This window comes from bacterium, from assembly GCA_028821235.1.
Lineage (GTDB): Bacteria > Actinomycetota > Acidimicrobiia > Spongiisociales > Spongiisociaceae > Spongiisocius.
The window spans coordinates 36854-63370 of record JAPPGV010000089.1 but is presented as its reverse complement, the minus strand read 5'-3'; the positions used below and the strand labels follow the sequence as shown (position 1 = coordinate 63370).

Here is a 26517-nt window from a genome sequence, read left to right as displayed (position 1 = left end):
CGCAGTGTACCTGTCTACGATGGCCGTTCACGCACCTGGAGCCCTGCGGGTGTTCATGATGGTGGCCGGACGGTGGACGGGTATCTGGTACCAGCGCCGGCAGATCTCCTCTATGTGGGTGGTCATGAGATCGGCTAGTTCCCGCCGCCGGCGGGCCTCTGCGGTGGGCTTGTAGAGATCCTCTGCGAGTTCGTTGATGCGGTCGATGATCCGTTGCTCGTCCACCAGCAGGACCTCCCCGTCCCGTACCACCATCTCACCACCCACCATGACGAACTCTATGTCGCCGGCGTCGGCCCGCTCCACCAGGAGATCCGGTGCCGGGGTCCTGGCGTAGCGGGCGGCCGGGAAACCGATCCGGTCGGTGCGGAAGCAGACGAGATCGGCCTGGTAGCCGGGGGCCAACCTTCCTACCTCTCCTCCGAACCCCGCCGGCACGGCGGCGCCCTCGGTGGCGGCCCGGAGCAGAGTCTCCCCCGGGATCGGGCCGGAGGTGATGTCACCGGCGTCCCGCTGCAAGTAGCTCGCCAGCCTCACCTCGCCGATCATGTCCTCGCGGTCCCCGGAAGCGATGCCATCGGTGCCGATGCTGAGCGAACCGCCCGCCGAGAGGACGTCCCGCACCCGGCAGATGCCCGTCGAGGAACGAAGGTTCGAGCCGGGGCAGTGCACGGGCACCGCCCCGCTACCGGCGACGACCGCTATGTCCTCGTCGGTGGCCCACACGAAGTGCGACAGGGTGACGTCCTCGCCGAGCACGCCTAGTTCCTCAAGGCGGCGCATCCCCGACGGACCCACGTTCTCCACGGTCCACATCAGTTCGGAGCGCGTCTCCAGCGCGTGGGTGGTGATCGTCGTGCCGTACTCATCGGCCGCCCGGCGGCAGCGTCTGTACAGATCGTCCGAGCAGACCGGAGTCCAGTCCGGGGCCAGGATGATGCGGGATCGTCCCCTGCGCCCGTCCCACTCCCGGTACAGCTGGTCGAAAACCCGGAACTGATCCTCGATCGGCCAGGCGTAACCGAGGGGCGAGTTCCGCACCTCCTCCGCGATGGCGGCCGGGAGACGGGCCAGGAATTTCTCGTCATCCTCATGGGCATACGTGTTCTGGTCCCTCATGGTGATCCCGAGCGCCACGCGCAGCCCGACCGCGTCGTAGGCCCGGAGCGCGGCCTCGGCACCCAGAAGGTGTATCCAGGGCCGACCGTAGAAGGTGTCGATCAGGGTGGTCTGGCCCCCCTTGGCCGCATGGATCAGCCCGTAGGTGGCCAGCAGCTCGATGATCTCCTCGGTGGTGTCGATTAGCCCCGAGCCCATGTAGAGATTGTCCAGCTCGAACAGGCTTCCTAGGAGCCCCGGGGCGGTCCAGCATTCGGTGTGGTAGTGGCCGTTCACGAAACCGGGAAGGATCATCCGGTCGGTGCCGCCCAATTCGGTCTCGAAGGGACCGTGCGCCTCGAGACGGGTCCTCTCCCCCACTTCGATGATGATCCCGTCCTCGACCACCAGGGCGCCGTCCGCAATGGTTCCCAGGTCCCCGTTCGCCAGCACGGTGCCGCCCGCTATCAGGGTCCGGGACATGTGCCTCCCTGTACAATCGGAGTCGACACCCACCGCGCGGGTTCATGCGATGGTCTGCCTGCAATCTAACTTGCCGCGTCCGGCGCGGCCGCGACCCCGGTCACCAACCTTCCGGATGGAGCGGACGTACAGACCCGCACGGCGCGGGATCGCCGTCGACTTCCAGGGACGCCGATGACGGGTGGCCACAGGGATCGAATCGCCTCCCTGATCGGCGCGCCGCTTACCCGCAGGGAGGATCCCCAGCTTCTCACCGGTTCGGGCGAGTACCTGGCCGATGTTCGCCTCCCGGGGACTCTCGACGCAGCCTTCGTGAGATCGCCGTACGCACATGCCATCCTGCGTGGGGTCGATCCGCGGGAAGCGGGCGGGCTCGACGGTGTTCGAGCCGTGCTGACGGCGGTGACGCTCCCGGATCACGCTCCGCTGGTGGATTCCGTAGCCATCGAGGGACTCGCCAAGACCCCGCAGCCGCCGCTCGCCGGAGACCGGGTCCGCTACGTCGGCGAGCCGGTCGCCCTCGTGGTTGCGAAGGACCGCTACGCCGCCGAGGACGGGGCAGACTTCGTCTTCCTCGACTTCGAGAAGCTTCCCGCGGTAACCGACGCACGAACCGCCGCCCGCAGCGGCGCACCGTTGCTCTTCCCCGGGCTCGGCTCGAATGTCGTCTTCAGGGAGGTGAAAAGGTTCGGGGATCCGGAAAAGGAGTCAGCATCAGACCACCGGGTGTACAGATCCGAGTTCCATGGAGGACGGGCAACGGCGGTTCCCATGGAGACACGCGGCTGCCTGGCCTCCTACGACGCCGGCCGGGGGCGGCTGACGGTGTGGTCCTCGACCCAGGGCCATCACCTGCTACGCCGTCGCCTGGCCGTCAGCACCGGCGTCCCCGAGTCAAGGGTGCGGGTGATCGTCCCTGACGTCGGGGGAGGCTTCGGCCAGAAGATCCCTGCGGCGCCGGAGGAGGTAGCGGTCGCCCTGGCGTCGATGGCACTGGAACGCCCCGTGAGGTGGATCGAGGACCGGCGGGAGAATCTGGTCGCCGCCCCGCAGGCCAAGGAACAGATCGTGTCCCTGGAGATCAGCGTCGACGAAACCGGCCGATTCCGGACGATGCGCGCCAGGATCATCGGGGACGCCGGCGCCTACTCCCACAACAGCGCCAGCGCGCTCATCGAACCGTATCTGTCGGCGCTGCTCGTCCCGAGCCTCTACAGGATCGATCACTACGAATGCGAGATCCTGGCAGTCCTCACCAACAAGGCGCCGGCATCCCCGTACCGAGGGGTGGGATGGACCGCCTCCCACACCGCCCGCGAGCTGCTCATAGATCACATAGCCCGTGAGGAAGGACGGGATCCGGCGGAGCTGCGGCGCATGAATATGATCCGATCGGAGGAGACGCCCTACACCAACGTCACGGGCATGGTCTATGACAGCGGATCGTTTCGCGAATCCATGCACGAGGCCCTGGAGATGGCCTGCTACCACTCGTTCCGTCAGCAGCAGGAAAGCGACATGTACCCGCGCCGGCGCGGGATCGGCATCAGCCCGTACGTCGAGCCGAACGGATGGGGAAGCGCCGGCGCGGCCCAGTCCCACTGGGTCTTCGCCTCCCACGATGCCGCTCGTGTCACCATGGACTCCACCGGACATGTCACGGTGTCGGTCGGGACACCCACCCAGGGCCAGGGCCACGAGACGACACTGGTCCAACTGGCATCCGCCGCCCTGGGTATCCCCCCGGAGACCATCGAGGTAAGGAGTGACGACACCGACGCCACCCCACCGAGCATCGCCGGCACGCGTGCCTCGCGCACTGCCGTCGTGACGGGCGGAGCGGTGGTCCTGGCATCCGAGGACGTGCGGTCGAAGCTGTTGCGGATCGCCGGCCATCTGCTGGAGGCGTCCGAACGGGATCTCGACATCAGTGATGGGGTCGTGCACGTGGCCGGTGACCGGTCTGCCGGGATGGCCGTGGAGCGCGTGGCTGCGGCCGCCTATTTCGACCCTGCGGTGCGCGTCGCAGAACCCGAGCCGACGCTCAGCTCGCAACGCTTCCACGACCCTGGCGCCACCTATTCGAACGGCTGCGTGGTGGCCACGGTAGAGCTCGACCTGGAGACCGGCTCCGTCACGGTCGTCGACCTGGTCGCTGTCGAGGACTGCGGCCGGGTGATCAACCCGTTGATCGTGGAGGGCCAACTTCACGGCGCCGCGGCACAGGCCCTGGGATACGCCTTGCAGGAACGAGTGGCATACAGCGCCGATGGACAGGTACTGACCAGCAGCCTCATGGACTACCTGATCCCCACTTGCGCCGAGGTGCCGACCATCCGGATCGGTCACATCGAGTCTCCCTCGCCCAACACGGTATTGGGAGTGAAGGGGATGGGGGAATCGGGGATGATCGCCGTGCCGGCGGCCATAGCCAACGCGGTCGCCGACGCCCTCCCCGGTCATCCGATAGTCGACCGCCTCCCTCTCACCCCCGGCCTGGTAGCCCACCTCGCATCTCCCCCTGCGGGCGAGCAGGAGCCGTAGCTCGAAGGGAGCGAGTGATGAAAGCAGCAGTTCTCAGGTCCATCCCGGGCCGGCTCGGAATCGAAGATGTCGCGGTCGACACCCCGGCTCCGCGCGAGGTACTGGTCAGGACCGTCGCCGCCGGTGTCTGTCGATCGGATCACCACTATCTCGTGGGCCACTACACGACCCCGCTGCCCACCGTGATGGGCCACGAGGCATCGGGGATCGTGGAAGCTGTCGGTGAGGACGTGAGGTACGTGGCTCCGGGGGATCATGTCGTGGCCTGCCTCATGGTCTTCTGCGGCCGTTGCGAGTGGTGCCTGGCCGGCAGGATGGCTCTCTGCCAGCAGGAGGGCACGATGCGCGATGGCGGCCGCCCGCGCCTGTCGCGGTCCGGGGAGGAGATACATCCTTACTGGGGCGTTGGGGCGTTCGCGGAGATGATGCTCGTCCACGAACACGCCGTGACCAGGATCGATCGGGACATACCCTTGCTCAGCGCGTCGACGGTCGGATGTGCGGTGATCACCGGCCTGGGCTCGGTCTTCAACACCGCCGGCGTGAGGCCCGGCGCCACCGTGGCGGTGATAGGCGCTGGCGGGGTCGGGCTGAACGTCATCCAGGGAAGCGCGGTCGCGGGTGCGGGCCGGATCGTCGCCATCGACGTGTTCCCGGGCAAGGCGGAGTCCGCTCGAAAGTTCGGCGCCACCGACGTCATCATCTCGCGTGACCCGGTGGACGAGTTGATGGAGATCACGCACGGGGGCGTCGACTATGCGTTTGACGCCATAGGGCAGAAGACGACCGCCGAGCATGCATTCGCGTCGCTACGGCCCGGGGGTACGGCCGTGCTGATCGGGATGATCCCCGAGGGAGTCGACATCTCGCTGCCGGGCGTTGACTTCCTCTACGAGAAGACGGTGAAGGGCTCGAACATGGGATCGACCCGGACCCGGACCGATATTCCCAGGTACTTGGAGCTCTACCGCCAGGGCATGATCAAGCTGGACGAACTCGTCGGACGGACCCGACCCATCGATGAGATCGGGATCGCCATGGACGACCTCGAACACGGGACCGTGGCCCGCTCCGTCATCACCTTCGATGGGGAGGCGTGAGGGCGGAGGTCGTGCTCCAGACCGGCGAATAGGGCGTGATGACCGAGGGGTATCCCCACGACGACCGTTCTCGTGGCGATCCATCGCAACGAGTCGATCCTCGCGGGGATAGCCCGCCGGATCATGTCAGCGCAGGACGGCGCTGTTCCACAAGTCGAGCCAACGCTCGCGGTTGGCTGCTATCAACGCGGGGGCGAGGATGTGGGGATCGGCGGGGATGGCCGTGTGCTCGACGAACGCTCGGTAACGGGGTGTTCGGATTCGCCGGAAAGGCGAAGTAGTCGAGCGGCGACTGTTAGGAGTCAGAGGCCCCGGCCGCCGTCTACAGAGATCAGTTCTCCGGTAACCATCCTGGCATTCTCCGACACCGCCCAAGCGGCCACGGCGGCCACCTCGTCCGGTTGCACCAGGCGGCCCATGGGGATCGCCTCGGCGATCGCCTTCCGGCTCTCGGCCGTGTTCTCACCTCCCATAAACTCGACCAGCATGGGAGTATCCGAAGCCGCCGGGCACAGCGCCACGACCCGTATGTTCCTTGGAGCAAGCTCGAGAGCCAGGCTCCGGGTGAGTGAAGCCACCGCCCCCTTGCTCGCCGTGTAGGCCGCATATCCCGGACGAGGCCGGATCGCGATGTTCGATGCGATGTTGACGATGACCGGCTCGCTCGCCTCCGCCAGATGGGGAAGCGCCGCCCGGATCATGAAGAACACACTCCGGACGTTGACGGAGAAGATGCGGTCGAATTCGGCCTCATCCGTCTTCTCGATGGGCTTCGGATGCTGGCCCACGCCGGCACAGTTCACCAGGATGTCGATCCCGCCGAGTCCCCCCACCGACTCCTCTATCGCTCGGCGCACACCAGCGGCCAGGGCCAGATCGGCCGCAACCGGAACGGCGGTCGCTCCTGCCGAACGGATCTCATCGGCTACACGGACTACGCCGTCTGCATTGCGATCCACCAGGGCAAGGGAGGCACCTTCGCGCGCGAACCGTCGGCTCGTGGCCGCGCCCATGCCCGAGCCGGCTCCGGTGACCAGCGCCCTCTTTCCTCGCAGTCTTGGCATTACGTTCCTCCCGATCCACACCCGGCAGGCAACCTTACAGTTACGATTCACATACTGGACGGAAGGAAGGAGACCGCCGATGGGCGAGGATGTCGCCAGCCGGGCTCAGTGGTTCTGGGACAACACCACCGACATCTGGACCGCCATCGAGAACCACCCCTTCCTGGTTGACTTGGAAGCAGGACGCCTGCCCGACGGGGTGCTGCGCTTCTACTTCGAGCAGAACACCCAGTACGTGGACGCCGTCTACAAGTGCCGCCTGGTCGCAGCGGCGAAGGCGCCGGACAAGGCTACGTTCGATCTGTTGACCCGGGACTGGAATCTCGAGCCCAGTGAGGATCGGCAGGGCGACCTCCTGGAGGTGTTCGGAGGTGATCGCAACAAACTGCCACCGATGGCGCCCGCATGCCGGGGATACACGTACCACATGTGGTACAACGCGCTACACGGGCGTACGATCGACTGGCTAGCCAGCTTCGTGGCCTGCCCTTGGACCTACGATCTGATCGGCGAGAGGATCTCGGGCAACATCGGGGAGGAGCGCCGCGAGAACTGGATGGAGTTCTACGGCAGCGAGGTGCACCACGACCTGATGGACGATTTCCGAGCGGCAGTTGATCGGCTCAGCGAGGGACTCGACCAGGAAGACCTCGACGGGCTCCTCGAGAAGTGGCGCCTCGGCATGCGGTACGAGTGGATGTTCTGGGACGACGCCTACCACATGCGTAGTTGGCCCGTCTGATCCGCCGTTCGAAGTTTTCCCCGTCGTGCAACGGCAGGCGGGGGTATGATCGTCACCGTGAGGTGGCGCCTCCGTCGTGGCATTGCGAGATCACCGCGTAGGCTCCAGGCACTTCGGATAGGAAGGCATCATTCATGACCCGAACCCGATTCTTCTACCCATTGGTGCTGCTGCTGGCCTTTTCCATCGCGGCCGTGGCGTGTGGCGACGACGAACCCGCCGCCACCACCCAGGCCACGGCAACGACCGCACCCGCCACGACCGCACCTGCCACCACGACGGACGAGGTCACGGAGACAACCGAGGCCACCACGACGGGGGCTACGGAGACAACAGAAGAGGTCTCGGAGACAACCGAGACGCCGACCACCCAGGCGGTAACGACCACCACCGTGGCGCCCGGGGTCGAGGAAGGCGACGTGATGCAGGCGCCCGACCGGGTACAGGACGAGGAGACTGTCGTGATCGCGTGGACCGGTTACTTCAACAGCCTCGATCCCCCGGACGCCCTGGTGAACTTCAACCGGGAGGCCAGCGCGGCCATGTACGACCGCCTGCTCACTTATGACCTAACCGAGCGCGACGACGGCAACTTCGTATGGAACGGCCTCGACGTGGCGCCGGGTCTGGCAACCAGTTGGGAGATCGACGGCGGCTCTGTGACCTTCACTCTTCGAGAGGGAGTCACGTTCAACAAGACCGGGAACCCGGTGACCGCCCACGACATCAAGTATTCGTTCGTCCGGGCCATCGAGGTGCCGGGGTTCGGGAGGTTCAACTCCAACCTGGCCGGGATCTTCGATCCGTCCCGCCAGATCACGGTCATCGACGACTACACGGTGCGTTTCGACTACGAGTTGGGTGACGGGACACCCTTCCTGCTGACCGCTTCGCTGCCGAGCATGCGGTTTCCGATCTTCGGGATCGTCGACTCCGTCGAGGTTCAGGCGCGCTCCACCGAGGATGACCCTTGGGGTCACCAGTGGTTGAAGGAGAACCCCGAGGGATCGGGACCGTACGTCATGGAAGCAGCCACGCCGGGGACGGAACTGATCCTCAGGAGGGTTCCGGGTCATTGGACCGAAGGGGATCAGAACCAACTCGGTGAGGCCTACAACGGGTTCGACCGGGTCATCTACCGGACCCTCAACAGCCCGGCCGACATCACCGCCCTCATGCTGGGCGGCGAGGTGGACGTGGCATTCGGCCTCGGCAAGAGAGAACTCCAGTCACTCGGCGAGGCGGGCTTCACCGTCGTCAACGCCCCGCTCCCCGACGTGTGGAGGATCGACCTCCCTACGTCAACGCCACCGTACGACGACCTTCGGGTACGCCAAGCAGTAGCCCATGCCATCCCCTACGACACGATCGTGGAGAACGTGTTCACGAATGCCACGCGTGCCTACTCGGTCGTGAACCCCGCATCGCCGTCGTTCATCCCCGCCTGGGATGTCTATGACACCGACCTGGACATGGCGCGGAGCCTGCTTGCTGAGGCCGGCCTCCCGAACGGGTTCCAGACAGACCTCTTCTACACCTCGGAACGCCAGGAGTGGGAAGACATCGCACTCTTCATCCAGGCCAGCATGTCACAGGTCGGGATCGACGTCCGGCTACGGCCGCTTCCGGCAGCCGAGTTCGGCGAGCAGACAACCGCCCGCTACGACGACCCGCTGGTCATGGCCGGGATGCAGATGCGCAGCGGTCTTATCTGGTTGGACGACGCGGACCCGAACGTAGGGCTCTGGCTCGTGACCCGGGGGTTCCCCGGTCCGGTGGGTGTGGGCGGATTCTCTAACACAACCCACTACTCGAACATCGAAATCGACACCCTGCATTTCGAGAACCGCTTCAATCCGGACCTTGCGGCTAGGGCCGATGCCTATAGGGAGGTCCAGCGTCTCGCCGCTGCGAACGTTCCGATCATCCCGATGACGGTGCGCGGCCTGCCGGGAGCGGTCCATCCCGCCGTCGTGGGCGTGGCGTTCACCGCCGACCCGCACCTCCGGTCCTACCTGTTGAGACTGGCCGGGTGATCAGTCCGGCTCCCGAGTCGGCAGGAAGCGGCGGGGCCAAGACGTCCCGCCGCTTCCGTCCTCCGCTGCCCAACCCTACGGGCCGCCGGTAGGAGGTTGGCAAGAAATGCAGTCGGGTATTTCCCGCCAGTTGGCCACCAGGGTCCTGCTGGTGGTCCCGGTGGTTTTCGGCGTCGTGACCCTCACCTTCCTCGTGTCACGGGTGTTCGCCCCGGATCCGGTGGCCCTTTATGTGCCACCACAGGCCGACGAGCAACTCCGGCAGGAGATCCGGGCAAGGCTCGGCCTCGACAAGTCGATTCCCGAGCAGTACGCGGTATTCCTTGGAGATCTGACCCAGGGCGATCTCGGTGAGTCGACCATCACCGGACGGCCGGTTACCAGCGATCTCTGGGACCGGCTCCCGGCCACGTTCGAGCTTGCGCTGTTCTCCCTCACGTTCGCCATCGTGGTGGGTATACCGCTCGGTGTCATCGCCGGAGCCAGACGGGACGGTCCCCTGGACTTCTCGGTGCGGGGCATCACTCTGGTCGGAATGGCCTTGCCCTCCTTCTGGCTCGGTCTGGTCCTCATCCTGGTCTTCTTCGTCATCCTCGGATGGTTTCCGGGTCCGGTGGGCCGGCTCCCGCTCGGCGCCACGGCACCGGAGAAGATCACGGGGCTGTACACGCTCGACAGCCTTCTGGCAGGTGACTGGGCCATGGGGTGGGAGTCGTTCCGGCACCTGGTCCTGCCGGGAGTAACCCTCGGCGTGGTTGTGATGGCGCCCATCACCAGGGTGGCGCGCGCCTCCATGGTTGAGGTCATGCGCTCGGAGTACATACGTACGCCCAAGGCGCTGGGTATCCGCAAGCAGGTGATCTACTTCCGCTACGCGCTGAAGAACGCTCTCCTGCCCATCGTCACCATGATCGGCGTGATCGTCGGATTCGTCTTCACCGGGGCAGTCCTGGTGGAGTCGGTGTTCAACTGGCCGGGAATGGGCAAGTACGGGCTCGACGCGATCATCAAGTCGGACTTCACCGCCCTGCAAGGATTCGTTCTGATCGCCTCGATCACCTACATCGTGGCGTTCTTCCTGGTGGACGTGGTGTACATGCTCATCGACCCGAGAACCAGATAAGGGAGGCGGCAGTGATCGACATGACCGGTGACCTGGTCCATGAGGAGGCATCCTTCGCTGTCGTGGCACCGGCCCGTTCCAGATGGGGCAAGATCCGTTACGTCTTCGGCCAGAGCAAGAGCCTCACCGCCGGTACGGTCCTCGTGGGGTTGTTCATACTGATCGCCCTCTTCGCCAAGTTCATAACCACCCATGATCCCGCCGCGGTCCTCACCGGGCCACCCCTATCCGGCCTCAGCGCCGAGCACTGGTTCGGCACCGACAAGGTGGGTTCCGACGTGTTCTCCAAGACGGTCGCCGCCACTGCGCTCGATCTCCGCATCACCGGCTCGGCGGTACTGGTCGCGCTGGTGGCCGGCGTCCTCTTCGGCACGATCGCCGGGTACTACGGGGGAATCGTCGATCTCATCCTGCTGCGGATTCTCGAGATCCTGCAGTCCATCCCCACCCTCCTGCTGGCGATGATGGTGGTGGTGGCGATCGGACCCGGGGAGTTGAACGTGGTGGTGGTGATGGCCTTCATCGGCATGCCCTACTACGCCCGCCTGGTGAGGGCCGAGATCCTGACCAAACGTACGTGGGAGTTCGCCGAAGCGGCCCGCATGGTGGGCGGATCGCCGATGCGGGTCGCCTTCCGGCACCTGCTCCCGAACAGCCTGTCCCCTGTACTCGCGTACGCGTCGGTGAACGCCGCCTGGGTGGTTCTGGTGACGGCGGCCCTGGGTTTCCTCGGGATCGGTATCGAACCGGGTACCGCGGAGTGGGGATCCATGATCGCCCGCGGGCAGTCGGAGATCATAACCGGAGAGTGGTGGGTCTCCGTGTTCCCGGGATTGTTCGTACTGGTTCTCACGACCGGCTTCTACCTGCTCGGTGACGGGGTCAGGGACGTCATGGACCCGAGGTCCCGCAAGTGACCGGGACGTGATCTGATGGGCGCCAACCTCGTCGAGATAGACGGGCTGGAGGGCTACTTCGACACCATCGGCGGGGACGTGCGCGCCCTGAACGGTGTGAACGTCCCGATCGAAGAAGGCAAGGTCACCGGTCTGGTGGGCGAGACCGGCTCCGGAAAGACCATGACCGCGCTCAACATCCCCCGGCTCATGCCCGAGAACTTCCGGTACGTGTCGGGCCGGGTGCTGTTCCAGGGGGAGGACGTACTCACCTGGGCGGAGGACCGCATGGAGCCGTTCCGGGGCGACGGAGTCGGGATCGCCTTCCAGGATCCCAAAGCGGCCCTGAACCCCGTGTTCACGGTCGGGGAGCAACTCGGACGGGCCCTGCGGACTCACACGGGGGCCACCAAGCGCGAAGCCAGGGAAGCGGCCCTCAGGATCCTGGAGCGGGTGAGGATCACCGATCCGGAGCGGACCATCCGCCAGTACGCCCACGAGTTGAGCGGTGGAATGGCCCAGCGGGTCATGGTGGCCCTAGCCGTGATCCACCCCCCCAAACTCCTGATCCTCGACGAGCCGACCACCGGGCTCGACGTGACCGTCCAGGCCGAGATCATCTCCATGCTCCGGGACCTGGTGGAGTCGATGGGCCTCACGGTGCTGCTGATCACGCACGACCTGGGCGTGGTCGGCGAACTCTGCGACAACGTGGCGGTCATGTATGCGGGTCGGACCATGGAGTTCGGTGACATCAGCCAGGTCTTCGAGAGACCGGCCAATCCCTATACCCGTGAACTCCTCCGGTCCACGGAGAGCGTGGAGGGAGGGGTCGGTGACCTGTACAGCATCCCGGGCGCGCCGCCCGACCTCCGCAACCTGCCGCAGGGATGCTTCTTCCAGGATCGGTGCCCATCCGCCGAGGACCGCTGCCGCACCGTCCCTCCTCTGGTCGAAGTCGAACCGGGTCATGTGTCCATATGCCACTTCGCCGATCGCTACCACGCCATGCCCGGCCCGCTCCACATCACGAGCGGACCCACCGGAGAAGGAGGCCAGGAATGACCTCTGGTCCCAACGGGGCCCTACTCGCGGTGCGGAGCCTCAGCAAGCACTTCCACCGGGGTGTGTGGCCCCGGAAACAGACCATCGTTGCGGTCGACAACATCGATCTTCATGTCGCCCTTGGGGAAAGCGTGGGGCTCGTCGGAGAGAGCGGCTCCGGGAAGACGACCACCGCTCGCAGCATTCTCCGGCTGGTGGACCCGACTTCGGGAGAGGTCGAATTCGATGGGGTCCGGGTGGACCAGGTCCCCAAGGCCAGGGTGCGCCGCCTGTACAGGAACATGCAGATGGTCTTCCAGGATCCCAACTCGTCTCTCAATCCCCGCATGACGGTGCGGGAGATCGTCACGGAGCCCTTGAAGCTCCACCTGAGTATGTCGGGCGGGGAACAAGAGGAGAGGGCCAACGAGATCATGACCCTGGTGGGTCTCCGGGGCTTCCACCTCGACCGCTACCCCGGTCAACTCAGCGGTGGCCAGCGCCAACGGGTCGGGATCGGTCGGGCCATAGCCACCCACCCGAAGCTGGTATTCCTCGACGAGCCCACCTCCTCGCTCGACGTGTCGGTTCGCGGCCAAGTGATGCAGCTGCTCATCGACCTGCAGCGGGAGATGGACATGTCGTACGTGCTCATCAGCCATGACCTGGGGGTGGTGCGGCAGATCAGCAGGCGGGTAATGGTTATGTTCGACGGCCGGATCGTGGAGGAGGGCCCCACGGAGCAGGTGTTCGAGGACCCCCGAGACGGCTACACCAAGAGGTTGCTCGAGGCCATCCCCTCCATGGACGGCTATCGCCGGAGGCGACAGCGAGGAGGAACCCGATGAGCCGTGTCGTCGACGCTCACATACACATCTTCCGGGAACCCTCCTGGAGCCCGGAGTCGCAGAAGGCCATGCCGATCTCCTGGGTGAACCAGGTCCGGTGGTTCGACATGGACCCCGAGGACGCCGAGGCTCGTTACCGGGATTCGGTCGACGCCTGCTGGGATCCCGACGGCAGCAAGACCATCGCCCGGATGGACGAGGCGGGCGTGGACATATCGGTGACCATGCCGATGGACCGGGGGCTCCTCACCGGGGACGAGGGCGTGGTGCCGTACGAGGAGAAGAACGAGGGCTATTACGAGCTCACCCGGATGTGGCCCGGGCGCATCTACTCCTTCTGCGGGGTCGATCCGCGCCGGCCCGGCGCCGCCAAGTTCCTGGAGAAGGCGATCGTCGACTGGGGATTCCTGGGACTCAAGCTCTACCCCACCACCGGCTTCTACCCCGACGACGAGGTCGTCCATCCACTCTACGAGGTGTGCCGCTCCTACGACGTTCCGGTCCTCCTGCACCAGGGCCACTCAGGCGGGCGCCTAAAGAGCAAGTACGGCCACCCCATGTACGTGGACTCGGCGGCGGCGGACTTCCCGGAGGTCAGGTTCGTGCTCGGCCACGGAGCCCGTTTCGAGACCTGGGCGAAGGAAGCCATGAGCGTGGCGATCTACAAGACCAACGTCCATCTCGAGATCAGCCTCTGGCAGCACTGGGCAAGCGTCGACGACCTGGTGAGGACTTTCGTCTGGATCAGGGACCGGATCGGCATTGACCGGCTCCTGTTCGGCAGCGACATGACCAACGTCGAGGTCTCGATGACGCTGAAGGAATGGGTGGACGTGATCCGCATGCTGCCGGAGTGGGCGAAGCAACTCGGGTTCCGCCTTAGCGAGGACGAGATCGACCTCGTCCTCGGCGGCAATGCCGAGCGCGTGTACCGGATCCCGCCTGCCGGGTGACCGGAATGGGATCACTCGAAGCGAGCAAGGAGACCCGATGAGTTGGACCCGTTACATGCAAGAGCAGGCGAAGGACATGTGGGAGAGGATCTACGAGCACCCCTTCCTGCAGGATCTGGCTGCCGGAACCCTGTCGGACGAGCGCCTTGCCTTCTACTTCGAGCAGAACACCCATTACATCAACAACGTCGTGAAGTGCCGATCGATCGCCACCGCCAAGGCCCACAACAACGAGATCCGGGACTTTTTCCTGAGCCGCACCGCCATGGTGGTGGACGAGCTGCACCACCAGGAGGACATGCTCCGGCGGGTCGGGGGCCAACCCGGCGCCCGGATCGCCCCCACCTGCCATGCCTATACGCGGCATATCCTCAACCTGGTGTGGACGAAGGACCCGGTCGAGTACCTGGGGTCGTTCATGCCGTGTCCCTGGACGTACGACGAGATCGGGATCCAGCTCCGCAGCGCCGACCTGCAGGGCGCGCCCGCGGAGTGGTGGGAGTTCTACATGAGCGAGGAGCACAACGAACTCGTGGCGAACTACCGAGCGTTCGTCGACAAGTACTCCGAGGGGCTGTCCGACGAGCGACGCCAGCAGATGCTGGAGAACTTCATCATCAGCACCAACTACGAGTACCGATTCTGGGATATGGCCTACAACCTCGAGCAATGGCCCCTCGGCTAGTTCGATGAGCCGGCTGCTGGTAGTCGGGGATCCGGTCGTAGCTCTGGCCGGAAACGGCCGGGACATCATCGACGACGGTGCCCTGATCGTCGAAGACCGCCTGGTCACCGCGGTGGGCCGCCGCGAGGAATTGGAGAACCGGGGTTCGTTCGACCGGGTGGTCGGCTCGCAGCAGCACCTGGTGATGCCCGGCTTCATCAACGGGCACTTCCATTCGATGGGCGCCGGCTCGCCCGGCCTGTTCCAATATGTCTTCGAGCGGATGAACACCCGCATCTTCCGGAGGGCGTCAACCGACGAGGACATCCGGACCATCATCCTGGTTGGGCTCATGCGCGCCATCCGGGGAGGGCAGACCGGTGCCGTGGACTTCAACTACGGCTATCCCATGCTGGAAGACTTCGGCAACCCCCCGATCCTGGACGCCTACCGGACGATCGGCATGAGGGTGGCTCTTGGCATGGTCACCCGGGACGAGAACATCTACGTCCACACCCCCGACGATGCTTTCCTCGCATCCCTTCCGGACGAGTTGGCCCGCCGGGTGCGGGAATCGACCATGGGATACGCCTGGCCTACCGAAGACGTGGTGGCGGCCTACCGCCGGATCCACACCGAGTGGGACGGCCATGACGGGCGCCTCCGGGTGATCCTCGCCCCGGATTGGACACCCGCATGCTCCGACGATCTCTACCTATTGAACCGTCGCCTGGCGGATGAGTACGACACCGGGATCACCACCCATCTCCTCGAGACCCGCTCGGAGATGCTGTTCAACCTGGAGACATACGGCAAGACCGCGATGCGGAGGCTCGCCGACATAGGGGTTCTGGGACCCGACGTGAGTTGTGCGCACTTCGTCTGGGCAACCGATGAGGACATCCGGATCCTGGCCGACACCGGCGCCGTGGCGGTGAACAACCCGGGTTCAAACCTGCGTCTCAGCACCGGAATCGCCCGAGCCCGTGACATCCTCGACTCGGGTGCCGCACTGGCGTTCGGAACCGACTCGATCTCCTTCTCGGACATCGAGGACTTCTTCCAGGAACTCCGTCTCGCCCTGTACCTGCAACGGACCCCCGGGGAGTTGGAGATCGGGCGCACGGACTCGCTCGAGGTGTTGCGCCGGGCGGCTTGGAGCGGCGCCCGAGCTATCCGGCAGGAGGCGGCACTGGGGTCGCTTGCCGAGGGCAAGGAAGCCGACCTCCTGGTGCTCACCAAGCAACGCCTCCTGTGGCCACCGCCCAAGTACGGGTCGATGCCGATCCTGGACGTCGTCCTGGACAGGGCAACGGGGTCGGATCTGGAGACTGTGATGATCGCCGGACGGATCGTTCTTGACGAAGGGCGGTTCACCACCGTCGACGAGCAGCAGGTCCTTGCCGATTTCGCCGAGGCCGGGCGTGAGAGGCTATGGGTGTCGACCGAACAGGGCCGGCGAGAAGCACGGTTGGCTGCCGACGTCGAGCCCTATGTCCTCGACTTCTACCGCGAATGGGCCTTGCAACCACTTACCCCCGCCTATACCTACAACGCGCGAGTCCCCCCACTGGAGGTGAGATAGACATGTCGTTCACGATCACTCCCCTGGTCATGGCCTACGGGCCGCAGCGAGAGAAGTCCAGGTTCACCTTCCTGCATAACTTCGGGGACAAGATCGACCTTCCCTACGTCTCCTGGCTGGTCCAGGACACCGAGCGGGGCCTCAATGTGCTCGTCGACGTGGGATGCAGCGCCGAGGAGTACGCCGGCCACATCAAGCCCCCGGGAGAGGAAAGGTTACGTCACGCCGGGGAGGAGTTCGCCGACGTGATCAACCTCCGTCCCCTCGACCGGTTGCTGGCCGACCGGGGGCTCGACACCGGGGACATCGACTTCATCGTCCTCACCCACCTCGACTGGGACCACTGCATGAACCTGCCCCTGTTCCCCGACACCAGGGTCATCGTGCAGCGGAAGGAATGGGACGCGTTACCGCCCCATCCCTTCATCGCCTCGGGTTTCGCCCCCGACTACCGGTACCAGGAGATGGCTATGCAGGGGCTCGAACTCACGGAAGGAGACCAGCAACTGGTCCCCGGATTGGACGTGCTGTTCACACCGGGGCACACCCCGGGCGGCCAGTCGATCGCCGTGCACACCCAGAGCGGCCGCTACGTGATCGCCGGCCTCTGCACCATTTGGGAGAACTACTTCCCGGACCCGGAGATCCTCAAGACCGCCAAGTACGAGGTGATTCCTCCCGGGGGACACACCGACCTCTTCGACGCCTACAACAGCGTGGTACGGATACGCGACGAGGCCGGCACCCAGCTACTCCCGGCCCACCATCTCGAGGCGTTCGACATGGAGCCGATCGGGTGAGCCGCCGGGATGAGACCGGCAACCGGGCTGTTGTTGCGGACATGGTCGGGGCGCTCAACGACGGCGACATCGACCGGTTCGCGTCCTACTACACGGACGACGTCGAGGTGGACATCATCCGTTTCGGGCGCCGTCTGAAAGGGAACCGGGCAGTCGGTGAGTGGATCGAGGACGCCTTCGACGCGCTCGACGGTTTCTGCAACGACGTCATCGGCATCTACGGAGACGGTGATGTCATCGCCTTGGAGGTGATCGCCCGCGGGACGGCCAGGCGACCCTTTGCCGGGAGATCGGTCGGAGAGCCGCTGGATGCCCAGGAGGTGTACATCTACACCTTCCGGGAAGGCAAGATCGCCGACGTCCGCGCCTACTAGCCCGACCTCGTGATCGTCCGGATGGGAGGGGTCAGCCGCTAAACGCGGGGCTGGCGGGGTAGTCCTCGGGTCTACCCGTGTCTCCGGGCTGGATCACGAAGTCCCGACGGTCGCGGTAGAGGCGGGCGCGGTTCAGCACGTAGTTGACTCCTGGCTCGATCTTGTCCCAGTGGGTCATCAGCCAGTACTTGTGGTCGCCGATGAACAGGTACGTGTTCTTCATGCGGAAGAAGCGGCAGGCCACGCCCTCCCCCGCCCGGAACCGCTCGCGGACGGCCTCCAGTAGCTCCTGCTGCCCGTCCTTCTCGGACAGTACGTACTCGTGGGGCCAGGTGTCCCGATAGGTGACCGCCTCCCGCCACGGCGCCCGGGATATGAGCTCGGTTAGCTTGGCGACCTTCATCCTGAGCCGCCTTCTGGTGGCGATTCCTCGGCAGTTGCGTTGTCCAGCCCGAGCCGGAAGGCGTCCGCGGTCCGGCGGTCGTAGCCCACCAGCCGTATCTCGCCCAGGACGCCGGGATGTGCCCGCGCCCATCGGACGCATTCGGAGGCGATCACCCCGGTGGCCGGCTCCAGCGGATAGCCGAACACCCCGGTGGAGATGGCCGGCATGGCCACGGTCTCTGCCTTGACCCCGGCCGAGGCTTCCAGGGCCGCCCGTACGGCCGCCCGCAGCAGGGCCGGGTTGTCCTGACGCTCGCGGTAGTGGGGTCCTACGACATGGACGACCCAGCCGGCTTGCAAGCGGCCGCCGACCGTGACCGCCGCCTTTCCGGACGGAACCGGGCCGTGCTCGGAGACCCATCGGTCGGAGTCAGCCACGAACTCCTCTCCGCCCGCCGCGGCCAGAGCTGCGGCCAGCCCGCCACCGTGGCGGAGGTACTCGTTGGCAGCGTTGACGATCACGTCCACGCGGGCTGCCGTGATGTCTCCCTGTACCACCGTTACCGTCCGATCCATCAACTCGCTTCCTCCTCCTCGCATGGCTTCTCGCGCAACGACCACTGGGATTGACGTTACCGGGAGGGTGGGACACGCCTCGTGGCGAGGGCGGTAGGGTGACACGGTCCTCATCGGCGCCCAGTGACAGGGGGTAGGCGGGTCGGATGGCGAAACGGCTTAAGTACTGGGGATGGGGATACGAGGGGGACGGGCTCTCGGCGTCCGATCGGGACGCACTGCTCGCCACCCTTGCCGTCGGGCACGGGATAAACGCAACCGGAACAGGGGCTGCACCCGGGCTCGGCGACATATCGCTCCCCCTGCCCCGCCTGGCGCCGCCGCCGGCCCTCGTTCCCCTTTGCGCGCAGGACCCGTACCAGCGGGTGCTGCATAGCTTCGGGCAATCCCAGCCCGACTCGATCAGGATCTTCGCTCGGGACTTCGCCCATGCTCCCGACGTGGTCGCATACGCCCAGGACGAGGACGACGTGGCGGCCCTGCTGGAATGGGCGGGTGAGGAGGGGGCGGCTCTGATTCCGTTCGGAGGCGGCTCGTCGGTCGTGGGAGGGGTGACTCCGGACGTGGCCGACCGCTACGCGGGAGTCGTCACCCTGGACATGAGCCGTATGAACCGGGTTCTCGAGGTGGACACGCTGTCACGTTCGGCTCTCATCCAGGGCGGGGCGCGCGGGCCCGAGCTCGAGGCGGCCCTCAAACCACACGGGGTGACCCTCCGTCACTTCCCCCAGTCCTTCCAGCACTCCACCTTGGGGGGTTGGATCGCCACCCGCTCGGGAGGCCACTTCGCAACCCTGTACACCCACATCGACGACCTGGTGGAGAACGTGACCATGGTCACTCCTGCAGGGAGGATGGAGTCGCGGCGGCTACCGGGGTCGGGAGCCGGTCCGAGCCCCGACCGGCTACTCATCGGATCCGAGGGGTCGCTCGGGATCATCACCGAAGCCTGGGTGAGGGTCCAGGGGCGGGTCAGGTTCAAGGCCACGGCCGCCTTCCGCTTCCCGGACTTCGTCCAGGCCGCCGGAGCGGTGCGGGCCATCGCCCAGGCCGGCCTGTTCCCGGCCAACGTGCGGATCGTGGACGGGGTGGAGTTGGCGGTGAACGGGGCCGGGGACGGTTCGTTCACGCTGATGGTGGTCTCCTTCGAGTCGGCCGACCGCCCCGTGGACACGTGGATGGACATCGCAGAGGAGTGCGCCCTGGGCGAAGGCGGCGAGCCGGATGCCTATTGGCGGACCAACCCGGACGCCCACCTGATGGGAGCAGCGGGCGCATGGCGCGAGGCCTTCATCAGGATGCCCTACAACCGGGAGGTCCTCACGCCGCTGGGCATCATCTCCGACACCTTCGAGTCGGCCATCACCTGGGACCGTTTCGAGGCCTTCTACCACAACGTCCGGAAGGCCACCCACGATGCCATCCGCGAGGCGACCGGCGGCGAGGGCGCCGTGTCGTGCCGGTTCAGCCACGCCTATCCGGACGGGCCCGCCCCCTACTTCGCGTTCCATTGCTCGGCAGACCCGGGATCGATGCTGGACCAGTGGTGGGAGATCAAGCGCGCCGTCTCCGACGCGGTCATAGACAACGGCGGCACCATCACCCACCACCACGCCATCGGTCGCGACCACCAGCCGTGGTACGAGCGGCAGAGACCCCCGCTCTTCGGCGACGTGCTGGCCCGCGCCAAGAGACACCTGGACCCGAAGGGAATACTCAACCCCGGAGTGCTGGTAGCTCAGGACGGCTACGGCTCGAAGACGACTTGAATCGGGCCCTCGCCCCAGCGCCGGCTACAAAGGTCCCGAGCTGGTCGGTTACTGACCCGCCGGCGCTTCCGCCTCTCCATCGGATACCCCGGCCATCAGCAGGCCCAGTCTTTGCACGGTCGCTTCCTCCTGGTCCAGGATGCCCATGATCCGGCCCTCGAACATCACGGCGATCCGGTCGGAGAGGCCGATCACCTCGTCGAGATCCTCCGAGATCAGGAGGATGGCGATCCCCCCGGCCCGCTGATCCATCAGAACGGTGTGGATGTACTCGGCCGCCCCGATGTCGACCCCCCGGGTGGGTTGGGAGGCGATGAGTACCTCGGGTTCTCCGGAGAGCTCCCGGGCGATGATCAGCTTCTGGATGTTGCCTCCCGACAGGTTGGAGGTAGGCGTCTCCAGCGAAGGTGTCTTGACCGTGAACCGCCGGACCAGGTCGGAGCATCCGGTCTCGATCTCCTTGAAGTTGAGGAACCCTCGCCGGCTGGTCGGCGGCAGATCGTGGCTGGTGAGGATGAGGTTCTCGGCCACGCTGAACTCGCCGATGGCGCCGTCCCGCATCCTCTCTTCGGGGATGTAGGAGACTCCGAGCCGGCGGATCTCCTTGGGTGTCTTGGTGGTGGTATCGACTCCGTTCATGACGACGGTCCCGGAGGCGACCGGACGCAGACCGGCTAGCGCTTCGGCCAACTCGCGCTGCCCGTTGCCGGAGACCCCCGCGATTCCGACCACCTCGCCGCTGCGAACTTCCAGGTCGAAGCCGGTCACCGCCGGAGTACCGCGGTCTCCTAGGACCTCCAGGGCGCTGATCGCGAGACGCGCATCCGCGACATCGGACTCGCTCCGGTTAGGCGCCAGCCTCACCTCGCGGCCCACCATCATGTGGGCCAGCTGTTCCCGGCTGGTCTCCGAGGGAACCGTCCGGCCTGTCACCCGGCCCCCGCGCAGCACGGTGATCCGGTCGGACAGGCTCATGACCTCGTGCAGCTTGTGGGAGATGAACACCAGGCCGCGACCGCCGTCGGTCATCTGTCGCAACGTCACGAACAGGTCCTCGACCTCGGCGGGGGTGAGCACCGAGGTGGGCTCGTCGAGGATCAGCAGCGAGACATCCCGGTAGATGGCCTTCATGATCTCCACCCGCTGGCGCTCGCCCACCGCCAGCTGCCAGATGTAGGCGTCGGGATCGACCGCCAACCCGTAGATCTCGGACAGCTCCCTGATGCGTTGCTGGACCGGACTGAGATCCTGCAGCAGGCGCCGCCCGGACGGGAGCCCCAAGGCGACGTTCTCCGCCACCGTGAGGGTGGGTACCAGCATGAAGTGCTGGTGGATCATCCCGATGCCTTGCTCGATGGCATCGGACGGCGAGTCGATCGTCACCGGCTCCCCTCGGAGCCTTATCTCGCCCTCGTCGGCGTGATACAGCCCGTAGAGGATCTTCATCAGGGTGCTCTTGCCCGCCCCGTTCTCGCCGAGCAGCGTATGGACTTCACCGGGTCGCACGTCGAAGTCAACCCGGTCGTTGGCCACCACGCCGGGGAACCGCTTGGTGATCCCCTCCAACTCGAGGAGCGGCGCTCCGTCCGTGGTCGGTCGCACGGCTAGTGGTCTGTCTGTGAAGTGGCGGTGTGGTATGGCGTCGGCAGCGGTGTTCCTCGCAAGGCCCGCTGACGAAGGCGTACCCGCAGGGTACGTTGAGGAAGCGGAACGCAGCGACGCGACGCCGATGGCCGCCAGAGCACCCGGTTGTCTCGCAGACAGACCACTAGTGCCCCCGTTCGAATGGTCGGGTGAGCGCGGACGGCTGGCCGGTGCGGCGGGAGACGAGCACCAAGACCAGGATGGTGAGAACGGCCGGGAACATGCCCACGATGCTGGCGGTGGTACCCACCACGATGCCGAGGGTCTTCCATTGCAGGACGGTGGCGGACACCAGGCCGAACACCATGGCGCCGGCCATCACTCCGGTGGGCCGCCAGGCGCCGAAGTAGACCAGTGCTATGGCGATGAACCCGTGCCCGTTGGTGAGGTTCTGCTGGAAGATCCCGAGCTCGAGGGCCAGCGCTCCGCCGGCCAGACCCGCCATGGCGTTGCCCACGAAGATGGTGATGTAGCGGGTCCGGTTCACGCTGACACCGAGGCTGTCGGCCGCTTCGGGGGTCTCCCCGACCGCCCTGACGTTCAGTCCGAACGGGGTCCGGTTCACGACGAACCACAGGACGGGCACCAGCAGGAAGGCCACGTAGACGAGGATGTTCTGGTGGAAGAGAACCTCACCCACCAGAGGCAAGTCCCCTAGTAGGGGCAGGGCGACATCCCCCAGACCGTCAATCGGAGTGGGCGTTCCGACCTGCTTCTGGAACAGGAGGTCGCTGAGGCCCAGACCGAAGATGAAGATGCCGATGCCGCTTATACCCTGCTCGGCCTTGAGGGCGAGCGTCACCACCCCGTACACGACTCCCATCACCCCGCCGACCACCAGGCTGACCAGTATCCCGAGCACGACGCTGTCGGTGCGGAGGGTTGCGTAGTAGGCGCCGTAGGCGCCGAGCAACATGACTCCCTCCACCCCCAGGTTGAGCACTCCGCTGCGCTGGCTGAGGGTCTCGCCCAGAGCCGCCAGCAAGAACGGCGTGGCGAGCCGGATCCCCGAGGCAAGGGTCGCGAGCAGGACCGAGACGGTCAGAAAATCGGTCACGGAGGATCCGCCCCATCGGGGGTCTGCTGATCGTCACCAGCCGGGTCGTCGGTGGTCTCTTCCTTCCCGGCCATCCCGGAGACCGCTTGAGAGAGCCGGATCCGGGCCTGGAGGCTGCTGACCACGAACACCACGACCAGACCGTTGAGGGCAAGGATCAACGCAGCAGGGACCTGCACGGCTCGTTGCAGGGCGTTGGCGCCGACCAGGAGCGCCCCGAACAGGAACGAGGCCGGGATCGTCCACAGGGGATGCAGACCGCCGAACAGCGCCGCCACTATCCCGTTGAACCCGGCCGCTCCCGTGAACGTGGTTGCGCCGCCGTCGGTCGCCAGCCGGTGCCCCTCGCTGCCGAACACCAGCGTCACCCCGGCCAGCCCGCACATGGCGCCGCTGTACATGAAGGCCAGCACCACATTGCGCTTCACCGACATCCCAGCGTAGAGCGACGCGAAGGGATTGTGTCCCGCGGCGCGGAGGCGGAGACCCTGGGTGGTGCGGAACAGCACCACGTAGCAGACCACCGCCATCAACACGGCCACGACCACGCCGAGATGCAACCGGGTTCCTCCGGGGAGGATCGGAAGGTCGGCGTTGGCGCTGAGCCGCTCCGTGTGGGGAATCCGGGAACCCTTCTCGATCTCGCCCGGATCCATCAGAGGACCCCTGAGCAGGAGGTTCAGGATCTGGACGGCGATGATGTTGAGCATGATGGTGCTCAGGATCTCGTTCACCCCCGCGTACGACTTGAGGGTGCCCGCCATCCCGCCCCAGATGGCGCCACCTATCGCCCCGAACAGGAAGGCCAGGGGCAGCAGGAGAAAGCGCGGTAGGTCGGGAACGGCCAGGACCACCAGAGTGGCGAGGATGGCCCCGGCGATGATCTGGCCTTCACCACCGATGTTGATGACGCCGGTCCGGAAGGCCACGCTTATACCCGCGCCCACCAGCAGCAACGGCATCGCCTTGAGCGCGCTGTTGGCCAGGTTCTTCGTACCGCCGAACGCGCCTTCGATCAGCGCCGCATAACCGGTCAGCGGATTCGCTCCGAGGATGACCAGCGTGACGGCGCCGATCAGAGCGGCTGCAAGCACCGCCCCTACGAGGACGCCCGGCCCGGCGAGGCGAGCCAGCAGGAGCCTGCGGTCAGGTTTCAGAGGCGCCTCCGTATCGGATCAAACCCGTCCGGCGGAACCCACGGAACGCGCCGAGGGTTCCGCCGGACAACGACTGCCACCGTACGGTTCCGGTGGTGTCGTGTCTCCAATCTCCGTCTACTCGATACCGGTCGAGATGGATCCGTCCTTGATGCCCGCTTCCGCAGCATCCGCGGCGGCCCGGACAGCTGAGTCGAGCGAGAAACCGGGGTTGTAGGCCATGGTCAGACCACCGTTGTTGAAGTCGGCGGTAATGACCCTCCCGTTCAGCTCCCCTGCCAGCAGATCCTCCACTATCTGGCCGAGCTGGAAGTCCCAGTTGTAGATCTGGGAGGCGACCACGATCTCCTCACCGAGGGGAGTCTGATCGGACTGCGAGCCGAACCAGAGGACACCGTGTTCCCTGGCTACTCCGGTTGCCCCCACGGTCATCTGGGAAACGCCGGTCAGGACATCGGCCCCCGCCTCGAGATGGGCCTGTGCCGCCTCGGCAGCCAGGGCCACATCGCTGAACGAGTCGATGTAGTTGACGTTGACGGTGATCCCCGGGTCGACCGAGGCAACACCGACCACGAACCCGTCGATGTAGGCCTTGATGTCTCCGACCTCGATCGGACCCACCACGCCGATGATGTTCGACTCGGTGAGGTGGGCGGCCATGACGCCGTTGATGTATCCGCCCTGATCCGACTTGACGCTGTAGGAATACACGTTGGACAGCCCGAATGTGTCCCGGCTGGTCCCCCAGGCGAAGTAGGTGTCCGGGTAGTCCGGGGCGATCTCCGACAGCGAACCCCCGAACTGGGAGCCATGGGCCAGCACGATGTCGAAGCCGTCCTCCGCGTACCCGCGGATGGCGACGGCGGCATCCTCGATGACGAACGTGCCGTCGGTGATGTCGACCTCGATGTTGTAGTCCTCGCCGAGACGGTTGAGGGAGTCGACCATGCTCTGGGTGAAGGCCAGGTCGTTCGACGCGCTGGGTCCGACCATCGCGATCCGGATCGGATCGTCGGCTGAACGGCCGGCGTCCTCCTCTTCAGCGCAGGCGGCCATGGCCAGGGCGAACGCCAGCAACCCGACCAGCCAGCCGCGCCGGCCCATGAAACTCCTCAAGATGGACATATCGTTCACTACCTCCTGTGTAGCTTGCACAGAACTTCTAGGAGGATAGGCGCTCGGATATGAGACGGCCCGCTCGTTCCAGCGATTCCTCGGAGAACCCGATCCTGACCCCGCTGAAGTCAGGGCCGCGGGTTGCATCCAGCGCGAGGCGCGACGTGGTGCCCTCGACGGACGACGACGGATCGAGCGGGCTACCCGGCAGGCCATCGACCACGAAGAGGTCGCCCGCGGGTTGGAAGTGGGTGGCCAGCGCCCATAGAACCTCGGAGTCGTCGGTGACGTCGATGTCGTCATCCACCGCGATCACCGTCTTCAGGTAAGGGTCCCAGCCCAAAAGACCGAGCATCACCTGGCGGGCCTCGCCCACGCGGCGCTGCCGGAGCCTCACGTAGCAGTGGAAGTGGCTGCCCGAGTTGGGGTAGTGGACAGCGGCTACACCCGGGAACCTTCCCTTGAGCTTCTCCGCCATCTCGGACTCTCTGGGGATGCGGGCCAGGTTGAGGTGCTCGTTCGAGTTGCCTCCAACCACGTCGAGAAGAAGGGGATCGCGCCGGGAGCACATGGCCTCCACGCGGAAGAGGCTGTTGGTGGACCGGTCGGACGAGTACCCGGTGAACTCCCCGAACGGACCCTCCTCGACGCGGGCCTCCGGGTCGATCACCCCCTCGAACAGGAAGTCGGCGGTGGCGGGAACCCGGATCCCGTAGCGGGGTGATCGCACCACCTCGAGAGGCGCCCCGAACAGACCACCCGCCACCTGGCGCTCGTCCACGGTCATCGGCACCCGGGCGGAAGCGGCCAGCATGAACAGGGGATGCCCTCCGAGCACCATCGCCACCCGGAGCGATTCGCCACGCTCGGCAGCGGCCTTCAGCATCCGCCAGAGGTCCCCTCGGGAGTGGAGGCTGGTGGCGAACTCGGTGGGCGAGTGGACCATGGCCCGGTGGTAGCTGAGGTTGCCGATCCCGTCGGCGTCCTCGGCCACGATGATCCCGCTGGTGATGTAGGGCGCCCGGTCGGTGGCGAAGTGGGTGAGGAGGGGGAAGGTACGGAGGTCGATGGCGTCGCCCTCGGTCACGCGTTCCAGCACCGGGCCGTCTCCCACATCGACGGGCTCCATGAGGTGCTTGGCGCTGGCCTGGTAGGCGTCGTGCAGGCTCCGCAGATCCGCCCCCAGCATTCGAGCTATCCGGCGGCGGCACCCGAACAGGTTGGTGACCACCTCGTACGGGATACCGTCGATGCGCCTGAACCGGAGCATCTGGTCGTGGCCCGCTGCGGCCAGCTCCCACACGACGCTGGTCACGTCCTGGGAGTCGGGCACCGGCTCGGTGAAACTGAGGACATCCTCCGGGAACGAGCGCTCGTACACCGAGACGAAGTCATGGAGGTCCTGGCTCGCAGTGAAGTCCGGGGCGGTCACGTAGGACTCCTCACATCTCTGTCCACCA

Annotated in this window: 23 protein-coding genes; 14 read left to right on the top strand and 9 right to left on the bottom strand. The window is 65.9% G+C overall.

Going from position 1 to position 26517, the window contains the following annotated elements; translation table 11 throughout:
• Window positions 1-27: 27 nt before the first annotated feature.
• Window positions 28-1581: an amidohydrolase family protein gene (locus tag OXK16_10310; GenBank protein ID MDE0376341.1), complete on the bottom strand. Its 1554-nt coding sequence runs from the start codon at window positions 1579-1581 to the stop codon at window positions 28-30.
• A 174-nt stretch (window positions 1582-1755) separates the two neighbouring features.
• Between OXK16_10310 and OXK16_10305 the strand changes: the two genes are divergently transcribed.
• The gene (locus OXK16_10305) at window positions 1756-4125 is read left to right on the top strand and encodes a xanthine dehydrogenase family protein molybdopterin-binding subunit (protein MDE0376340.1); all 2370 of its coding nucleotides are present in this window, start codon (window positions 1756-1758) and stop codon (window positions 4123-4125) included.
• A gap of 17 nt (window positions 4126-4142) precedes the next feature.
• Complete coding sequence (locus OXK16_10300) at window positions 4143-5225, top strand: Zn-dependent alcohol dehydrogenase (protein ID MDE0376339.1); 1083 nt, start codon at window positions 4143-4145, stop codon at window positions 5223-5225.
• A 302-nt stretch (window positions 5226-5527) separates the two neighbouring features.
• Here the strand turns inward: OXK16_10300 and OXK16_10295 are convergent, their stop codons facing one another.
• Window positions 5528-6289 carry a glucose 1-dehydrogenase gene (locus OXK16_10295; GenBank protein ID MDE0376338.1) on the bottom strand — a complete coding sequence of 254 codons (762 nt, stop codon included), beginning with the start codon at window positions 6287-6289 and terminating at the stop codon, window positions 5528-5530.
• A 79-nt stretch (window positions 6290-6368) separates the two neighbouring features.
• On the opposite strand from OXK16_10295, the gene OXK16_10290 reads away from it, so the two are divergent.
• The 11 genes from OXK16_10290 (at window position 6369) to OXK16_10240 (ending at window position 17354) form a co-directional block, all read left to right on the top strand.
• Entirely contained in the window at window positions 6369-7031 is a 663-nt protein-coding gene (locus OXK16_10290) for a hypothetical protein (protein MDE0376337.1), read from the top strand.
• A gap of 134 nt (window positions 7032-7165) precedes the next feature.
• A complete protein-coding gene (locus tag OXK16_10285; GenBank protein ID MDE0376336.1) occupies window positions 7166-9067 on the top strand; it encodes an ABC transporter substrate-binding protein in 1902 nt (633 codons plus the stop codon).
• 106 nt (window positions 9068-9173) lie between these two features.
• Window positions 9174-10190: an ABC transporter permease gene (locus OXK16_10280; GenBank protein ID MDE0376335.1), complete on the top strand. Its 1017-nt coding sequence runs from the start codon at window positions 9174-9176 to the stop codon at window positions 10188-10190.
• A 20-nt stretch (window positions 10191-10210) separates the two neighbouring features.
• Entirely contained in the window at window positions 10211-11107 is an 897-nt protein-coding gene (locus OXK16_10275) for an ABC transporter permease (GenBank protein MDE0376334.1), read from the top strand.
• Between the two features lie 15 nt (window positions 11108-11122).
• Window positions 11123-12151 (top strand): ABC transporter ATP-binding protein, encoded by a 1029-nt coding sequence (locus OXK16_10270; protein ID MDE0376333.1) that lies wholly within the window; start codon window positions 11123-11125, stop codon window positions 12149-12151.
• Complete coding sequence (locus OXK16_10265) at window positions 12148-12978, top strand: ATP-binding cassette domain-containing protein (GenBank protein MDE0376332.1); 831 nt, start codon at window positions 12148-12150, stop codon at window positions 12976-12978. Before OXK16_10270 ends, OXK16_10265 begins: the two co-directional genes overlap by 4 nt.
• Window positions 12975-13931 (top strand): amidohydrolase family protein, encoded by a 957-nt coding sequence (locus tag OXK16_10260; GenBank protein MDE0376331.1) that lies wholly within the window; start codon window positions 12975-12977, stop codon window positions 13929-13931. Before OXK16_10265 ends, OXK16_10260 begins: the two co-directional genes overlap by 4 nt.
• Before the next feature lie 37 nt (window positions 13932-13968).
• Complete coding sequence (locus OXK16_10255) at window positions 13969-14616, top strand: hypothetical protein (GenBank protein ID MDE0376330.1); 648 nt, start codon at window positions 13969-13971, stop codon at window positions 14614-14616.
• Between the two features lie 4 nt (window positions 14617-14620).
• Window positions 14621-16180, top strand: coding sequence for an amidohydrolase family protein (locus OXK16_10250; GenBank protein ID MDE0376329.1), 1560 nt, complete (start codon window positions 14621-14623; stop codon window positions 16178-16180).
• Between the two features lie 2 nt (window positions 16181-16182).
• Complete coding sequence (locus OXK16_10245) at window positions 16183-16980, top strand: N-acyl homoserine lactonase family protein (GenBank protein ID MDE0376328.1); 798 nt, start codon at window positions 16183-16185, stop codon at window positions 16978-16980.
• Entirely contained in the window at window positions 16977-17354 is a 378-nt protein-coding gene (locus OXK16_10240; GenBank protein MDE0376327.1) for a nuclear transport factor 2 family protein, read from the top strand. The genes OXK16_10245 and OXK16_10240 overlap by 4 nt, the downstream gene beginning before the upstream one ends.
• A 31-nt stretch (window positions 17355-17385) precedes the next feature.
• Here OXK16_10240 and OXK16_10235 read toward each other — a convergent pair whose 3' ends face one another.
• The gene (locus OXK16_10235) at window positions 17386-17757 is read right to left on the bottom strand and encodes a hypothetical protein (protein ID MDE0376326.1); all 372 of its coding nucleotides are present in this window, start codon (window positions 17755-17757) and stop codon (window positions 17386-17388) included.
• Entirely contained in the window at window positions 17754-18314 is a 561-nt protein-coding gene (locus OXK16_10230; protein MDE0376325.1) for a macro domain-containing protein, read from the bottom strand. The genes OXK16_10235 and OXK16_10230 overlap by 4 nt, the downstream gene beginning before the upstream one ends.
• A gap of 146 nt (window positions 18315-18460) precedes the next feature.
• On the opposite strand from OXK16_10230, the gene OXK16_10225 reads away from it, so the two are divergent.
• Window positions 18461-20083: an FAD-binding oxidoreductase gene (locus OXK16_10225; GenBank protein ID MDE0376324.1), complete on the top strand. Its 1623-nt coding sequence runs from the start codon at window positions 18461-18463 to the stop codon at window positions 20081-20083.
• 48 nt (window positions 20084-20131) lie between these two features.
• Here OXK16_10225 and OXK16_10220 read toward each other — a convergent pair whose 3' ends face one another.
• The 5 genes from OXK16_10220 to OXK16_10200 all read right to left on the bottom strand — a co-directional run bounded on the left by OXK16_10220 (window position 20132) and on the right by OXK16_10200 (window position 26438).
• Complete coding sequence (locus OXK16_10220; protein MDE0376323.1) at window positions 20132-21685, bottom strand: ABC transporter ATP-binding protein; 1554 nt, start codon at window positions 21683-21685, stop codon at window positions 20132-20134.
• Between the two features lie 166 nt (window positions 21686-21851).
• Complete coding sequence (locus OXK16_10215; protein MDE0376322.1) at window positions 21852-22784, bottom strand: ABC transporter permease; 933 nt, start codon at window positions 22782-22784, stop codon at window positions 21852-21854.
• Window positions 22781-23878, bottom strand: a complete 1098-nt coding sequence (locus OXK16_10210) for an ABC transporter permease (GenBank protein ID MDE0376321.1) — start codon at window positions 23876-23878, stop codon at window positions 22781-22783. The genes OXK16_10215 and OXK16_10210 overlap by 4 nt, the downstream gene beginning before the upstream one ends.
• Window positions 23879-24058: 180 nt before the next feature.
• The gene (locus tag OXK16_10205) at window positions 24059-25045 is read right to left on the bottom strand and encodes a BMP family protein (GenBank protein ID MDE0376320.1); all 987 of its coding nucleotides are present in this window, start codon (window positions 25043-25045) and stop codon (window positions 24059-24061) included.
• Between the two features lie 58 nt (window positions 25046-25103).
• A complete protein-coding gene (locus OXK16_10200) occupies window positions 25104-26438 on the bottom strand; it encodes a UbiD family decarboxylase (GenBank protein ID MDE0376319.1) in 1335 nt (444 codons plus the stop codon).
• Window positions 26439-26517: the final 79 nt, after the last annotated feature.

Coding starts and splice junctions, on each gene's coding strand:
- OXK16_10250 (MDE0376329.1), top strand. CDS start 14,621: ATGAGCCGGCTGCTGGTAGTCGGGGATCCGGTCGTAGCTCTGGCCGGA.
- OXK16_10300 (MDE0376339.1), top strand. CDS start 4,143: ATGAAAGCAGCAGTTCTCAGGTCCATCCCGGGCCGGCTCGGAATCGAA.
- OXK16_10305 (MDE0376340.1), top strand. CDS start 1,756: ATGACGGGTGGCCACAGGGATCGAATCGCCTCCCTGATCGGCGCGCCG.
- OXK16_10285 (MDE0376336.1), top strand. CDS start 7,166: ATGACCCGAACCCGATTCTTCTACCCATTGGTGCTGCTGCTGGCCTTT.
- OXK16_10205 (MDE0376320.1), bottom strand. CDS start 25,045: ATGGGCCGGCGCGGCTGGCTGGTCGGGTTGCTGGCGTTCGCCCTGGCC.
- OXK16_10235 (MDE0376326.1), bottom strand. CDS start 17,757: ATGAAGGTCGCCAAGCTAACCGAGCTCATATCCCGGGCGCCGTGGCGG.
- OXK16_10270 (MDE0376333.1), top strand. CDS start 11,123: ATGGGCGCCAACCTCGTCGAGATAGACGGGCTGGAGGGCTACTTCGAC.
- OXK16_10260 (MDE0376331.1), top strand. CDS start 12,975: ATGAGCCGTGTCGTCGACGCTCACATACACATCTTCCGGGAACCCTCC.
- OXK16_10275 (MDE0376334.1), top strand. CDS start 10,211: ATGACCGGTGACCTGGTCCATGAGGAGGCATCCTTCGCTGTCGTGGCA.
- OXK16_10295 (MDE0376338.1), bottom strand. CDS start 6,289: ATGCCAAGACTGCGAGGAAAGAGGGCGCTGGTCACCGGAGCCGGCTCG.
- OXK16_10310 (MDE0376341.1), bottom strand. CDS start 1,581: ATGTCCCGGACCCTGATAGCGGGCGGCACCGTGCTGGCGAACGGGGAC.
- OXK16_10290 (MDE0376337.1), top strand. CDS start 6,369: ATGGGCGAGGATGTCGCCAGCCGGGCTCAGTGGTTCTGGGACAACACC.
- OXK16_10255 (MDE0376330.1), top strand. CDS start 13,969: ATGAGTTGGACCCGTTACATGCAAGAGCAGGCGAAGGACATGTGGGAG.
- OXK16_10265 (MDE0376332.1), top strand. CDS start 12,148: ATGACCTCTGGTCCCAACGGGGCCCTACTCGCGGTGCGGAGCCTCAGC.
- OXK16_10225 (MDE0376324.1), top strand. CDS start 18,461: ATGGCGAAACGGCTTAAGTACTGGGGATGGGGATACGAGGGGGACGGG.
- OXK16_10245 (MDE0376328.1), top strand. CDS start 16,183: ATGTCGTTCACGATCACTCCCCTGGTCATGGCCTACGGGCCGCAGCGA.
- OXK16_10230 (MDE0376325.1), bottom strand. CDS start 18,314: ATGGATCGGACGGTAACGGTGGTACAGGGAGACATCACGGCAGCCCGC.
- OXK16_10280 (MDE0376335.1), top strand. CDS start 9,174: ATGCAGTCGGGTATTTCCCGCCAGTTGGCCACCAGGGTCCTGCTGGTG.